At 41.0% G+C, this 15411-nt stretch carries 14 protein-coding genes; 3 read left to right on the top strand and 11 right to left on the bottom strand.

Annotated features, from left to right (window positions below):
• Positions 1 to 109: 109 nt before the first annotated feature.
• On the bottom strand, positions 110 to 1345 hold the full coding sequence (locus AAZR19_RS15090) for a pyridoxal-phosphate-dependent aminotransferase family protein (protein ID WP_326349961.1): 1236 nt from the start codon (positions 1343 to 1345) through the stop codon (positions 110 to 112).
• Between the two features lie 171 nt (positions 1346 to 1516).
• On the opposite strand from AAZR19_RS15090, the gene AAZR19_RS15085 reads away from it, so the two are divergent.
• On the top strand, positions 1517 to 2395 hold the full coding sequence (locus AAZR19_RS15085; protein ID WP_434703634.1) for an endonuclease I family protein: 879 nt from the start codon (positions 1517 to 1519) through the stop codon (positions 2393 to 2395).
• A 13-nt stretch (positions 2396 to 2408) separates the two neighbouring features.
• Here AAZR19_RS15085 and AAZR19_RS15080 read toward each other — a convergent pair whose 3' ends face one another.
• The 8 genes from AAZR19_RS15080 to AAZR19_RS15045 form a co-directional block, all read right to left on the bottom strand.
• On the bottom strand, positions 2409 to 3152 hold the full coding sequence (locus tag AAZR19_RS15080; RefSeq protein ID WP_087976178.1) for an IucA/IucC family C-terminal-domain containing protein: 744 nt from the start codon (positions 3150 to 3152) through the stop codon (positions 2409 to 2411).
• Between the two features lie 21 nt (positions 3153 to 3173).
• Entirely contained in the window at positions 3174 to 4211 is a 1038-nt protein-coding gene (locus AAZR19_RS15075) for a FecCD family ABC transporter permease (protein WP_434703632.1), read from the bottom strand.
• Entirely contained in the window at positions 4204 to 5220 is a 1017-nt protein-coding gene (locus tag AAZR19_RS15070) for a FecCD family ABC transporter permease (protein WP_041107692.1), read from the bottom strand. The genes AAZR19_RS15075 and AAZR19_RS15070 overlap by 8 nt, the downstream gene beginning before the upstream one ends.
• Before the next feature lie 73 nt (positions 5221 to 5293).
• A complete protein-coding gene (locus AAZR19_RS15065; RefSeq protein ID WP_434703630.1) occupies positions 5294 to 6247 on the bottom strand; it encodes an ABC transporter substrate-binding protein in 954 nt (317 codons plus the stop codon).
• 563 nt (positions 6248 to 6810) lie between these two features.
• Positions 6811 to 7371 (bottom strand): cupin domain-containing protein, encoded by a 561-nt coding sequence (locus AAZR19_RS15060; RefSeq protein WP_076840241.1) that lies wholly within the window; start codon positions 7369 to 7371, stop codon positions 6811 to 6813.
• A gap of 356 nt (positions 7372 to 7727) precedes the next feature.
• Entirely contained in the window at positions 7728 to 8156 is a 429-nt protein-coding gene (gene psiE, locus AAZR19_RS15055; protein ID WP_024423385.1) for a phosphate-starvation-inducible protein PsiE, read from the bottom strand.
• Between the two features lie 37 nt (positions 8157 to 8193).
• On the bottom strand, positions 8194 to 9507 hold the full coding sequence (locus AAZR19_RS15050; protein WP_218677025.1) for a HAMP domain-containing sensor histidine kinase: 1314 nt from the start codon (positions 9505 to 9507) through the stop codon (positions 8194 to 8196).
• Entirely contained in the window at positions 9488 to 10189 is a 702-nt protein-coding gene (locus tag AAZR19_RS15045) for a response regulator transcription factor (protein WP_218677026.1), read from the bottom strand. Before AAZR19_RS15045 ends, AAZR19_RS15050 begins: the two co-directional genes overlap by 20 nt.
• Before the next feature lie 249 nt (positions 10190 to 10438).
• Here AAZR19_RS15045 and AAZR19_RS15040 point away from each other — a divergent pair, with 249 nt between their 5' ends.
• Positions 10439 to 11644, top strand: a complete 1206-nt coding sequence (locus AAZR19_RS15040) for a DUF418 domain-containing protein (protein WP_434703627.1) — start codon at positions 10439 to 10441, stop codon at positions 11642 to 11644.
• An 83-nt stretch (positions 11645 to 11727) separates the two neighbouring features.
• Here the strand turns inward: AAZR19_RS15040 and AAZR19_RS15035 are convergent, their stop codons facing one another.
• On the bottom strand, positions 11728 to 12660 hold the full coding sequence (locus AAZR19_RS15035) for a helix-turn-helix transcriptional regulator (RefSeq protein ID WP_098677582.1): 933 nt from the start codon (positions 12658 to 12660) through the stop codon (positions 11728 to 11730).
• An 82-nt stretch (positions 12661 to 12742) separates the two neighbouring features.
• Between AAZR19_RS15035 and AAZR19_RS15030 the strand changes: the two genes are divergently transcribed.
• On the top strand, positions 12743 to 13387 hold the full coding sequence (locus AAZR19_RS15030) for an FMN-dependent NADH-azoreductase (protein ID WP_434703624.1): 645 nt from the start codon (positions 12743 to 12745) through the stop codon (positions 13385 to 13387).
• Between the two features lie 165 nt (positions 13388 to 13552).
• Here AAZR19_RS15030 and AAZR19_RS15025 read toward each other — a convergent pair whose 3' ends face one another.
• Positions 13553 to 15409 (bottom strand): alpha/beta fold hydrolase, encoded by a 1857-nt coding sequence (locus tag AAZR19_RS15025; protein WP_326349969.1) that lies wholly within the window; start codon positions 15407 to 15409, stop codon positions 13553 to 13555.
• Positions 15410 to 15411 lie beyond the last annotated feature (2 nt).

The raw sequence follows: 15411 nt of genomic DNA, 5'->3' as shown, positions 1-15411 counted from the left end.
GAACTTCTCCAGTATAGCGATAACCTCATCTATAAGTCTAGTTTTTCAAAAATTAGCGTTCTTTTCCAAATGAAAAAATACCCGCCAATGGCGAGTATGTTGGATCTCGTTATTCATCTTGTTCATAGATAGTAAGAGCCGCCTGAAGCCCTGCCCCGCAATGGGTAGACGCACCGTGTTTGATGAGAATCGCTTCAAGCCCTGCTAACACAAACAGCACATTTTCCTTTCGGCAGCTGTAGCCCATTGTCCCAATTCTCCATATACGGCCGGCAAGCGGTCCAAAGGAGCTTGCAATCTCAATCCCAAAATGATGAAGCAGGTCGGCACGGACCGCTTCTCCGTCAATACCACTTGGAATGACAATACAGGTCACAACCGGCATTTTACAATCTGGATCACCAAACAATTCAAGCCCCATTGCTTCAAGACCTTTCATCAAGGCTTTCTCATGATATGAGTGCCTTTGAAAACGTTCAGACAGCCCTTCTTCCAGCACAAGACGAACCCCTTCTCGCAGTGCATAAAGCATCGTTGTCGCTTCTGTATGATGATTTAATCGTCTTGGGCTCCAATAATCCTGAAGCTGGCTTAAATCAAAATAATTGCTTTTGATTGGAGAAATGTCAATTTGTTTTTGTAATTCATCCTGTGTCGCAATGCCTTTTTCTACTTTCTTTCTCGATTCAATGACAGCTGCGACTCGGTCATTATACGTAATAGGTGACATACCTGATGGAACAGATAAACATTTCTGCGTGCCGCCAATCGCCGCATCTATTTTCCATTCGTCCACTTTTACCTCGACACCGCCAATGGTTGCCACAGCGTCTACAATAAACAGCGCATCAAGAGCCCGGCATGCTTGCCCGATTTGCTTGAGCGGCTGTAATCGTCCGGTGGATGTTTCACCATGAACCATGGCAACGATTTTAGGCTTGACCTGCTTTATTTCTTTGATGATGTCGTCAGGATCAAAAACCGTCCCCCATTCACATTCCATTGTATGTACCTCAGCACCGTAGCGCTGTCCTATTTCAATGAGCAGGTGACCGAAGCGGCCAAAGACAGGCACAAGCATTGAATCTCCCGGCTCAATCACACTGGCGAGCACAGCTTCAAGCCCTGAACGGGACGTACCGTCAATTGGATAAGCCCATCTGTTTTCTGTTTGAAAAAGTGACCGCAATAAGGTCATTGTTTCATTCATAATGTGTGTAAATGCTGGATCAAATTGACCGAGAATTGGCGTGCTCATCACACGGAGCACTCTCGGATCTACTTCAACGGGTCCCGGTGTCATAATCGTTCTTGAAGGTGTTTGCAGTTCTTTCACGTGATCCATCCTCTCCCTTGCTGTCCATCCTTATAAGCCCACTTATACAGGAATGCGCCTAAAATAGCAATCTCTTTTCCTATGAACTTATTACATAAAATTTACGAGAAATCCATTTATTTCTTCATGGCAATATGATAGAAATAAAGAGAATACATTCCCTATCAAGGAGGAAATCGAATGAAAAGAACTTTATTTGGAACTGTGGCCGCCGGAATCATGATATTCGGCACATTCGCCGCCCCGCTGCCTCCAGCTGCAAATGCTCAAGGTTTCAATCTGAGTGAACCTAGTCAAACGATCACCTTTTCCCCGTTACAGCTTCAAAACGAAACATCTGCACAACAAACGCAAACTGCCGCCACAAGTCAAATCGATTCCTATTACCAATCTGCTGCTGCCAAATCAGGACCCGCTCTCAAAAAGGCTTTACACGATATCATTGATGATCATACGCAGCTATCCTACAGCCAGGTGTGGGATGCATTAAAGAAAACAGATGAAGACCCCAATAACCCAAACAATGTGCTGCTGCTTTATAGTGGTGCCTCCCGTTCAAAACAAGCGAATGGCGGGAATGTGGGCCAGTGGAACAGAGAGCATGTCTGGGCCAAGTCTCATGGCAATTTTGGGACAAGCCAGGGGCCTGGGACAGATCTCCACCACCTTCGTGCGACAGATGTGCAAACGAACAGCACACGCGGAAATTTAGATTTTGATACAGGCGGTAATGAATACAAAGGGGCGCCGGGCAATTTCTACGACAGCGACTCATTCGAACCTCACAGCCGGGTCAAAGGAGATGTTGCGAGAATGCTCTTTTATATGGCGGTTCGCTACGAGGGTGATGACCGCTTTCCAGATTTAGAATTTAACGACAAAGTGAATAATGGAAGCTCCCCTCTTCACGGCAAAATGTCTGTACTTCTCAAATGGCACAAGCAAGACCCAGTCGATCAAATCGAACGGAACCGCAATGAGATCATATATCAAACGTATCAGCACAACCGCAACCCTTTTATTGATCACCCTGAATGGGCAAGTGAGATTTGGGAATAAAAAAAGGGCACTGCTACGAGCAAGCAGTGCCTTTCTTTTTTTCAAGAGGACAAACAAGACAATAATCGAGACTCTCCGATTTTTTCTCAAGCTTATAATACATACAGCAGGTTTTCCGGTTGGATGTTTCAAGTAAACTGTCGTCTAGGTTTAGGCTGTGCTGAAATGGATTTTGCTGAGCTCCAAAAACATCTCCAGCCGCCTGCTTCAGATACAGATAATCCTCCCGCACGCGCTGCTTCACCGCAGGTTCTTCCGCTTCCCGCATCATGCTTCGATAAAGAGAGTTGATTCGAACCGCTACATTTTCCCATAAAATACGATAAGAGAGTTTTGAGGTGCGGTTCAGCACGTCTAAAAGAGGCGTGACACACTCCGTAAACAGCGCACGCACGACCTTCTCTCTCCACTCATGCCGATCTCCTTCTAGTGGAACAAACGAACACGCCGCCTCATCCACTTCAATTTTCCGATCCTCTCTAAATGCACATGCTGCTGGTGGAAACTGATAGACACCGTCATACAGCGTGATCAAATATAAAGAGGAACTGACGGCTAAGTAGGCATACCGCTTTGAAAACATAGAAGCTGCTACCGCAAGATTCGGTGCATGCATCGCTTCCTTTTCAGCTTCTAATAAACGCATGACGGCTGCTTCTGAAAAAAGCGCAGCAAGTGTGCGATCAGATGTCATTGGTCCATTTGTGATGTGTACCCCAAAATCAAGTAATTCTCTCTCAACCCACTCTGGCCCCATATCAAAACCCCCATCTTCTGTTTATCGATTACGCTGTTGATATAACAAATAAATAAAGAACGGTGCACCAATGGCCGCCGTAAATACACCTGCTGGAACATCTAACGGTAGAAATGCGGTTCTAGCCACAAGATCAGCCAGCATCACGAGAATACTTCCAACTAGCGCAGATGCTGGAACAAGCGCTATGAATGAACGTCCAATGATCATCCGTGCAACATGCGGCGCCATGAGTCCAACAAATTCAATGCCGCCTGCAAATGCGACTGCAACACCAGCCAATGTCACACTCATCAGGAGAAAGAATAATCGTTTCGCCTGCACTTTTACCCCGAGACCTGTTGCAAGATCATCGCCAAGTTCTTTTACATTCATCGTTCTTGCTAACACCATGACAATCGGTAAAATGATCATCACCCAAGGAAGCATCGAAGTGACGTCTTTCATCGTAGAACCATATAAGCTCCCCGTCAGCCAGATGTAAGATTTTGTCGTTGTCATCGTATCACTAAGAACAAGCGTAAAAGTCACACAAGCCTTCATAATGGCAGAAATCCCAATTCCCATTAGGACAAGTGTGATCGGCTTGACCCCTTTTTTCCATGAAAGCAAATAGATCAGACACGATACCGCAAAAGCACCTGCAATCGCCCATAAGGATTGATAAGCAATAGGCACAGTGCCCATCCAAAAGACGATGAACATAATCGCACCAAACGAAGCACCACTTGTAATTCCAATGATATCAGGTGATGCCAGCGGGTTGCGGATCAACCCTTGCAAAATAAGCCCTGATACCGCAAGTGCGGATCCAACTAAGACAGCCAGCAGCGTTCGTGGAATCCTCAGTGTATTTAACACAAAGGAATTCCCCTCTCCCTGACCGATTAAATGAAGCAGCACATCGACCGGCTGAATGAACCGGCTTCCCATACTGAGACTGAGAATAAATAAGCCAAAGGCAATGACCGTCAATAAAAGTAAAATCAAAAACGTCCGCTTTGAAAATTGAAATGAAATGCGCCCGCCTTTAGAACGCACTGTATATGTTTTAGCCACCTGTCTTCAACCCCTTGCGCACGAGATAAACAAATAGAGGCGCTCCTGCTACCGCCGTCATGACACCAATCGGCACTTCTTGCGGCATGATCAGAAAACGAGCCGCCAGATCCGCGGCAAGTAAAAGCGACGCCCCCACAACGGCACAATACGGCAGTACCCAGCGGTGGTCAGGCCCGACGAGCTTTTTCACAATATGCGGCACAAGAAAACCAACAAAACCAATTGAACCAGCAACAGCGACGGAACCACCTGCTAAAAAGACAACGAGTACACCCATCGTGATTTTCAGCAGCAGTGTACGCTGGCCAAGTCCTTTGGCAATATCATCTCCCGACAAAAGGACATTAATAGAACGTCCAAGAAGCAGCGCCACTACAGTCGCACCTAAAATATAAGGCAAAACAGGGATTAACATATCAATGCTTCTTCCAGACACTGAACCAGCCATCCAGAACAAAATGCTTTGAATCGACTGTTCATTCACGATTAAAAGACCTTGTGTAAAAGACGCAAACAGTGCAGATATTGCCGCACCTGCAAGGACTATTTTAACCGGCGTCAATCCATCTCTTCCAATGGAGCCCAATAGAAAAACGAGCATCCCTGCAATCGCTGCGCCTAGAAAGGCTGTCCACATATAGCTTGTTAACGACTCTGTTGAAAAGAAAACAATCGAAATCACGATAAAAAATAGTCCACCTGCATTAATTCCTAATAAATCGGGCGCCGCAAGCGGATTTCTTGTCAATGCCTGCATGAGTGCACCTGAAATCGCCAGACTTGAGCCAACGACCGTTGCGATTAATGCTCTTGATAATCTGGATGTCATGACAATGACACTGTTTGGATCCGATTCATCAAATTGAAGAAAAGCATGGATGGTGGCTTTGAGGGAAATGGAGGTTTGCCCAAGGGAAATACTGAGCATAAAAAAGACCAACATCAACACAATGAATCCAGCAAAAAGCAGTGCCTTGCTTGAATCCTTTTTTAATAAACTTCTCATCTGATTCCCGCTTTCAATCTGTTATGGAAAAAAGGAGAAAATGGTATGTTCACATTTTCTCCTCTCTTATGTCTTATTTATCAAATCCTAGACGATCGTAAATATCATCAAGCATCATGTTTGCAGCGATAATACCGCCGCCCATGTTCCAAGTGATTTCATCAACTTTATGCACTTGTTTCGCTTTCACTGCGTCAAGCTGCTTCCATAAAGGATGACTTGTCCACTCTTTATATGCTTTTTCAACCGCTTTATCCTTTTCATCCATAAAGTAATAGATCACATCTGCATCCATTTGCGGAATGCTCTCTTTGTCTGTAAGTGTAATGATGTCTTGCTTTTTATCTTTGACATTCTTAGGTCCTTCAAAGCCTAGCTCTGTTAAAATGGACCCTGCGAAACCAGTTTGATAGATTCTAGCATGATCTGCACGGAAGTTCACCACAGACACACTCATTGGCCAGTTCTTGATGTCTTTTTTCGCTTTTTCTTTAAAATCAGCGACGCGGTCATCCCACTTCGTCAGCAATTCTTTTGATTTGTCTTGCTTGTTTAATGCTTCACCCATTAATTTCACTGTGTCTTTAAAGGTGAACACTGTTTCTGTTGCAACAGTTGGAGCGATTTCTTGCAGCTGATCAAAAATTTGCTCGTGGCGGATTTTTGATGCAATGATCAAATCAGGCTTGAGCTTTTCAATTTCCTCTAAGTTTGGCTGTGTTTCCTGCCCAACAATTTTAACATCCTTTAAGTCATCTCTTAAATATTTATACGTAGGTGCTTCAAGCCATGATTCAACAACACCCACTGGTTTAATGCCCATAGCGACTGCTGCATCCGTTGCTCCTTGGTACAGTGTCACCACACGTTTAGGCGATCCTTTAATTTCAGTTGAACCGATAGCGCTTTCAACGGTTCTTGTTTTCTCTTTACTATCTGACTTGCCGTTACTGCTATTACTGCCGCAAGCTGCAAGTAAAACGATGGAGAGCACAACTAATAGCGACCAAAAAGATTTCTTGAACATGTACCTCACCTATCCATTCTATATGTAGTCATATCGTTTGATAACGATTCTCATTATCACACTATGATTTTATCATAGAAAAGGATGGTGTCAATGTAAAATATAAAAATAACAACTGATCATCGCCTCATCACATCATGACATATTATAGGAAAACACAATTCTTTCATCTTTTTTACCGTCTTCTATTTCTTTCTGCGATGGAGTGAAATGATTTTTTAAAGGAAGCTTTGAACTCTATGCTTATGTTGGCTAAAGTATAAGCAATAAATTAAAAAACACCGACAAGAAATGCTGGGATGTATTTCACAGCACCTCTTTTTATCGGTGTTTCTTTAATGAGTGATACTATCTTTGTTGAAAAAGTTTCGATTCTCCTGTACGTTTCATATGCTTTTTCAGGAGTATAGTCTTTTCCTATAAGAACTTCCTATTGGGAAAAATTCTTGAAGAATGTGTATATAGTGTAATCCTCCTTTTAATATCCTCCAGTCCTTCAAATTCAGTGCACTGCATCCACTCATTCTCATCTAACATCTTGTCAAAAATAACTAAATTCTATTTCAATGACCATGACCTTCTTCCGAAGCTATGGCGTCTTTTTTGGTTACATGGACAGTCCCAAATGGATGATTAGGAGGTGCATATATCGAATAAAGTTTTAACGGAATATTCCCTCTATTAGTTACGTTATGCCATGTTCCAGCTGGTATAAATATGGCATAATCATCATGCACATTTCTATAGAAATTTAAATTATATTTACTTTTTCCCATTTGGACAATCCCATGTCCTTGTTCAATTCTTAAGAATTGATCAAGGTCAGGATGCATTTCCAACCCTATATCTTCACCAACGCCAATACTCATTAAAGTGGTTTGCAAATGTGTTCCTGTCCATAAGGCAGTGCGATAAGTATGATTTTGCTTTGTTGCTTCATTGATATTGATGACAAATGGTTGGGTGCCATAATCTTTTAACCGTCTTTTTCCATCAACGTTAAAGTTTTCAAGCCTTCTTTCATGAGGGAAATTCCAGTAACCAGGATGCACACTATGATGATGCCTCGGGGCACTTACATAATAAGGATATTCATATGGATAAAAATAAGGATTATAGTACATTTTCAATCAATCCCTTCACCTTGATATAAAACCATCCTATGCAATGGGTAAGGAATTGTACTCTGGTTACATGAAAATCAAGATGATAAAAAGAGAGACAACCACTTCACTTATAGCGAATAAGTGCAACAAGAACAAAAAACTTGCACAGCGACATAACCTACAATGAATAAGATTTGTTGATGGTTGAAAAGGGAATAAACATGCATTTCCTCAATATGCACCAAATTATGTTGATTTTTATCGTGTGCCAGTTAATTTATTAATGCTATTCAAAAAGCCATAAAACTAGGCAGAAGCTATTGAATGGAAAACGAAAACCTCATTAATCAAGCGTTTTGAATATCCCTCTTCCCTCACTTCACTTCTTCATGCTCCTGAACCGCATGTCGCTTACTGGCGATAAAGAGTGCAACGGTCATGGCTAAAATGGTCAGCGCCCACCAGAACGTCGATACTGCCTCCTTATGATCGATGATAATCAAACGGATGACGGCTGTGATGCCAATATAAATAAAATAGCGAAGCGGAAAATGAAAATTTGATTTAAAGTACTTAATAATTAAGGCAATAAACTCAAAGTACATAAAGAAGATCAGCAGCTCACCAAGCATTTCATAATAACTGTCTTCTTTGCTGAGCAAATTCTTGTAGACGAATTGGACAATATACCAAGTTTCACTAATTAAGAGGACGCTTAAAGCAATAGCAAGAAAGAATAAACAAATATTCAGAAGGCCTTGCAAGAGATCCGGTACCTTTTGGAAGTTGTTGAATCGTTTCATTAGATTATCTCTCCATTCCATGTTATTCATTTGCCACCTATATTTTGATGTGCCAGAAACGCAGCACGATGTAGTAAACGCCGTTCTTTTCCATCCTTTCAAACTGCCCGTGCATGCGGGACATCATTCGTTTTATGCTTCGTTCACCAAGTCCAGTGCTTTCCTGCGTGTCATTTGTCTCGTTTATCGCATTGCTGATATGGATCTCAAAGATTTCTTGGTCGGATAGAAACGTGAGATTGATATCTTTTTTCGGGTCAGCGTATTTCAGTATGTTCGACATCAGATTATCAAACACTCGGCCAAGCTCCTCGACATTCACATTGATATAACTGTCTGGCAGCTCTCCTAAAAGATGAACCTTAAATGTCTCTTGATGCAAGATCGCCACCTGATCTGATAAGAGATCGTAAATGACCTCTTTGACTGCAACTGTCTCAAGCTCAGGTTCATGTTCTTTATCAAGTAGAAAATAGGCGAACAGATTATCAGATAGATTTTTCAATTGCAGTGCTTTTTCATAAGCACTCGCTATATATTGATCTTTACGGGTATCCGCTCCAGCCTCCTCTTTTTTCGCAAACTCCAGATTCATCATCAGCGACGTCAGTGGTGTCCTCATATCATGAGACATTTCGGTGACCAAGCTGCGGCTCTCTTCTTGCAACTCGTCGATGGCTTGAAGCTTGTCCAAAAAAGCTTTACGAAGGTCCTCAATACTTTTGGCAATCATCGCTAATTCATCGTGCCCTTTTATCGTCATCTCATAGTCCAGCTCTCCGCCTTCAAGAACATGTATCTCTTGGTGAATCGTTTGCAGGTAGCGTAAACTTTTGCGAATACCGAGAAGGACAATGAGGAGAAAAATAAGCGTTGCTCCGAGCAGCTCGAGTGTAAAGGCAAGATCGTGGTAGCGAGATGAATAGAACCCGTCCACCATGACGCGGCCTTTACCGTCGCTAAACTGAACCGGATACGAATGTTGCTCAGCGTACTGGGTCATCCTTTCTTTTCCGTACGCCGATTCATCGGCAGCGGAATAAATAGAGTCATATTGCAGCACTTGATCCTTGAAGATGGTCAAATTAATGTAATTCTCTTTTTTCACCCACTCACCAAACGCTTTTCGATCCGTTGAAGACAGCTCATTCTCAGACACGTAGCGGCTGAATTTTTGAATGTACTTGGCTGACTCCTGATCGTAATACTCATCCGAACTCAAATATCCATCGATCAAATCATTGGTGATCTTTTGCAGCGTCAAAAAGACAATACCACTCACAATTGCAGCTGCCAAAATCAGCAGTGCAAGCTTTTTGGCCAGTGTATATTTACGATGTGGATGTGCCAAATCGATATCCTCTTCCCCATTCAGTTTTGATATATACAGGACGTGCAGGATCATCTTCAATTTTGGCACGCAGCTTTCGAATATGCACCATCACCGTATTGTTGGAACAATAGAAATAAGGCTGTCCCCATACGCTTTCATAAATATTTTGAGCTGAAAAGATTTTGTTTCGCCTGCTCATAAGCAGTTTTAACATTCGATATTCTAGATCAGACAGCTTAATTTGCTGGTTTTCTTTCCATACTTCATTAAATTCTTCACTTACCTTCAGTTTGCCCCCAACAAGAAAGGTCTCTTCCTGTTCCTTCTTTTCCTGATAGACAGTATACCTGCGTAATTGTGCAATCACTCTAGCATGAAGCTCCTCTTGTGAAAAAGGTTTTGTCATATAATCATCCCCGCCGGCAAGTAAGCCTTCGGTTTTATCGAATGTACTTGATTTGGCTGTTAGAAATAGAATCGGGACATTAGAAGAGGCTCTTATCTGCTGGCACGTTTCGATGCCTGAGAGCCCCGGCATCATCACATCTAAAATCACCAAATCGAGCGAATCCTCCACAAGCTTCAATGCTTGCTCGCCATTCATCGCTCTTAGCACCTCATATCCTCCACGTGAAAGGGATTCCTGCAGAAGGTCACCAATATCCTGATCATCTTCTACGACTAATATTCGATGGGTCATGTCTCTCACCTCATGTAATGTGTTGCTCTTTCTTTTATGTCTTTACTATATATCATCTAGCTATGTGAAAAGATACAGCATAAACCTTAACAGTTTATGAATTTGACCATCTGCCATCAATTTGTCACATTTATTTTCAAAAAATTGGATCTTCATAAATTGTTAAGAATTGGGCCGTATATTGATTCATTGTAAGGATCAATGAATTGATCCGAATGACATTTATCATACAAGAAAAGGAGCATGGATATGAATGTAAACAAAGTAGCACACGGACAACCGATGAGTCTGCGGGAACGGGTTCATTTCTTGGACATCGTACGAGGGTTTGCCTTAATGGGGATTATTCTAGTCAATTACTTTTTGATCGTGGATTCGGCCAAGGGATTCGACATGCTGTCAAATGATGTCTTTCACAATGTGGTGAATTGGTTTGCCTCGGGGAAATTCATTACACTGTTTTCCTTTCTATTCGGGGTTGGTTTTATGATTTTTATGGACCGAGCTGCTCAGAAGGTGGACAGTCCGAACAAACTGTTTGCCCGCAGATTAACCATTCTCTTAGGATTTGGCCTTCTGCATTTGACCTTCGTTTGGATTGGTGACATTTTGGCCTATTATGCAGTCGCTGGCTTTTTATTGCTTTTCTTTTACAAACGCACAGCCAAAACCATCGGATACTGGCTCATCACACTCTTTGTGATTCAATTGCTCACACCTATTTTCACGATGCTGTTCAATACCGTCAGTTCAGGATCATCAGGCAAGCCGGACTTTGCTGATTTCGAGCTGACCAGCCACAACAGTCTGACTTATTTAGCATCAATTAGTGATCGGTGGACAGATATGGTCACAATGGCTTCCGGTTCTTTTTCCACCGTCTATTCTATGTTCTTCATGTTTTTACTCGGTGTGTATTTTGTGAAAATGGAGTTTTTCAAAAACATGGAGGCAAAAAAAGCGATTTGGAATCGCATTTGGATCATTTTCACAATCGCATTTCTGATGACACAGAGCAGCACGATCATAGCAGCGGTTAATCCTTTTGAAAATACGCTCTGGATGAACATAGCCTCTGCTCTGGAACAAAACGGGGGATTAACTGGCAGTATGTTTTATATGAGTACACTTGCGATGCTGTTTCTGCACGTTCCTCAGCTGCGAGGTGCTCTGATGGTCTTTACCAAAGTCGGACGCATGTCACTGACCTGCTATTTGCTTCACTCCATCATTGGCACAACGCTATTTCTGAAATACGGAGCTGGACTTGCCGATCATCTTCAGCCCGCTGGCACGTTTATGATTGGACTCGGAGTTTATGTCTTCCTCGTGCTCTTTAGTACATTATGGTTAAAGCGGTTTAAATATGGCCCGATGGAGTTTATCTGGCGTCAGCTGACATATGGGAAGGTTGATGATCAACCGAAAACAAATACAATGGATGTAGCGAAGTAACTGAAATAATAGTAGTTAAAAAGAGTGGGAAAAGGCGAACTTTAGTGGTTCGCCTTTTCTGTAGTATATTAATTTTTTTTGATTCAATACTTGTCAATCACTTCTCGTAATTGATTCAAATAACTTTCTTTCAATTCATCTGGGTATTCAATTTTCACATGTTTCCCAAATGACATCAAATAGTGAGTCATATACGATAATTCTTCTTGGTTGTATCCACCGACAATATAAGGGATCTGATCAATGATCTCCAATCTCATATTTGGGTAATGATGCTTTAAAAACTTTTCTTTTCCTTGTTCCGTTAATCGACATTTAAATGAGATATCATGATAAGTTTTTTCGTACTCGAGTTGCAGTTCTTTTAATTCTTCCTTCGTAAAGGTGTCTTTGCCGTCTTCTTCAATCACCATGTCCTTCATAAAGTCACATCTATAGATGCCCCACTTTTTATCTTGAACATCATATGCTTGAGAAAACCAAATGCCATTTCGATAAAACAACTCAAGAAATTGCAGCCTGATCCATTTATTTTCATATTGAGTGTACGTCGTCTTCACGATTTGATCTTTCATCATCGCCTGTAAAATCAATTCCAAATGATTTTGTTCACTAACTGGTGCGACATTATAGTAATGAATCACATCCAAAGTCTCCGTAATCATTTGCTTTCTCTCTTCAGACATAGTGGCAAACAACTTTTGCCGAATTTGTGAGTAGGATTTTTTAAATGGTGTTGCTGACACCAGGTCAAGAGCTTTAAGAGCGAAAAAAATAGCTTGGACTTCTTCTATATTGAAATAAATAGGAACCAATGGAGTTTGATTCACCAGTCGATATCCTCCGTGTCTGCCAGGTTCAACATAAAAAGCTAAGCCCATTGACTCTAGCTCTTCTATATCTCTTAAAGCCGTCCTTTTAGAAATGCCGAATTCGGACTGTAAGTCCTTTAACTGAAAAGAGTGTTTATCGCTTAAAAAAATAAGTTCTTGGTTTAATCGTTCTGATTTTTTCATTTGTTTTCCCTCTTAAAAAGGTGCCTTCTTTTGTCACCTTTATCATTTATACTCAGCTTATCAAAAGAAAAGGAGCATGTACATGCAAACATTAATCATTAACGCGCACCCAGATTTCACTCATCGAGAAAGTTATTCAAACAAACTGCAAACACTATTTTTAAAACAATTTAAAGAAAGGTTTCCTCATGAGGAACCAACCATTTTACATTTATATGGAACTGAAATTCCTCGTATCGAAAAAGAACAGCTGCTAGGTATTTGGGATAAGCAAGCATCCGAACAAGCATTAACGGCTGCCGAAGAAAAAATCGCTGCTGCTTCATCTGCTTTATTGGCTCAATTCAAAGCACATCATCGAATTGTGATCGTGTCACCTGTTCATAATTTCAATGTGACTTCACGAATGAAAGATTATATAGATAATATCTTTATTGCGAGAGAAACGTTCAAATATACAGAAAATGGTTCTGTTGGTCTAATGACAGACGATTATCGTGTACTTTTACTTCAAGCAAGCGGCTCAATTTTCACAGATAACGATCGATATACACCTCTGGAATTTTCACATCATTACCTAAAAGAAATATTTCAAAACTTGATGGGGTTTCATCAATTTCATATTGTCCGAGCACAAGGAACAGCGATTTTAGAGCAAGATGCCATCTTACAATCTGCATCTGATGATATGACGAAAACCTTAGATCAGTTTTATGCACCTCATTAACCTCTATTTAATCAAAAAGACCCAAAACGAAAAATCGTGCTTTTTTATTAAAAATCACCTTTTTCGTTTTAGGGTGCTATAAAATCTTTCAGTTGGTGTGCATCGGTGGGATCACAAGCACTGCGATTTCATTTCAATTACGACATACTTTATTTATCCCAATTCTCAACTGCTAGTAAGACTATTTTTTATAATTAATGCTGCCGTTTCACTCGGATGGCTAAGAGGAAAATGATGGCCGTATGGAACAACATCAACCTGACCAAGATGCAACGGAGCAGAATAGCCTTTGTCATACTCACCCCAGATAATATGAGGATGATCCTTTGTTAATTCATTGAATTCACCTTGATCAGTGTTCAGTAGTAAATGATTAAGCTGAACTGTCGTATTTAAAATTCTAGGAGACGTAAAACTGTTTCTGATTTTTTCAATATAATGTTCAGGGATGCTCTCCGTCCTTTCAAACAAACCGTTACTTAATAAATAACGCTCTATCATTTTAGAAGTTGCTAATTTTAATGTCCATTTGTTCATCCATTGTGGAACATTTAGCGATTTAGCATTTTCTTTAGCAACAGGCGGCTGAAGTAAAGTGATTGAATACTTCTTATCTATGTACCCTTGTCCCAATGCTTCCAGTAAGATAAACGCACCGAATGAATGACCAATGAGATGTGCACCATTTGTCGCTTTCTCCAGTAATTTTTCTACTACATTCAAGTAGATATCTAGAAGGTTTTTCTCTCGTTTAAAAGGAGAACGCCCCAAGCCAGGAATATCCAAGATCCATACAGGCTGACCCGTTTTTTCATGAAGCTCTTGTGCTAAAGGGAATAAATCCTCTCCATCACTCAATAAACCATGTAATAAAATAAACGGTTTCCCTTCTCCTTGTAATTGGTAAAGGGTGTTGTTATCGCATAATGTTCGCTCAAATACATGATGATGCTCACCATGTTGATCCATCATGCGATAATCCAGATCAGCTACTACGGCAGGGAAAAAGTTCATGACACTCGTCTTCTTAAACCAATCTTCTCCCATCATTTTTTTCACTGAAGCATTTGAAAATGTTCGTTTAGTCATAAAATTGAGGCCATCAGAAGGAATGTTTGTTATTTTGCTTACTCCACTTTTCATCATTGCTTTCATAAGCGGCATTGGGACAGAGATTTTTGGTGCCCTCATATTCATACTTTCCGACATCACACTTAATAATTCAGCAATGTTCTGATCATGCTCTTTGTCTTCAACAAGTGTAAATGTTTGAATAGCCGGCTGCTCCATCCTGGAAACCTGCACAATAAACTTCGCAAACATATCGTTTGAAATAAGTGGCAGCCTATATCCTTTACCTCCAGGAATCACTGGCATGAGCCCTCTTCGCATACTCTTTACAAGCAAACCTAATCCTGCTATCTGCTCTGTACTCCCTGTTTTACTACTGCCGACCACAGTTGGCGGATTAATGACAGACAGCGGATAACCTATTGCTGATGCCTGTTGACGGATATAAAGATCTGCTAAAAATTTTGTTCTCTCATATGGATTTTTTATTTTCAAATAGTTGTTTCCTTCTTTAAACACATCAATTGTAACCTTGCTATTTTGATCATCAAAGGGACTCATATAACCGACAACATGAATAAATTGATGCAAGCCCTTCGATTGATGAATACTTTTAGCTAATTCACTCATATGTTTGGCACCATTTAAAAAGACGGAAGCTGCCTCATTACTTGTCGCTTGAATATCCATAGGGCCTCCTGCGTGAATGATCACATCCGTTTTCAATACCCTTTCCTTATCTTCAGCACTTAGACCAAAATCTATTTTCGTCAAATCACCTTCAACAAAGTGCATCACTGACTCTTTTAAAATACGTCTTTCTTGAAAAATGCGTGTCGCTTTACTTTTCGACCTCACTAAAAGAAGAATGTTCACATCCTCTTTGGCTAATTCTTTCACTAATTGCTTTCCAATAAAGCCTGTTCCACCAGTTAAAAATACTGTTTTCATAT

This window comes from Bacillus sp. Je.9.29.b, from assembly GCF_051129925.1.
Taxonomy (GTDB): domain Bacteria; phylum Bacillota; class Bacilli; order Bacillales; family Bacillaceae; genus Bacillus; species Bacillus safensis.
Note: the sequence above shows the minus strand (reverse complement) of the source record. Positions and strands in the feature narration are given on the sequence as shown.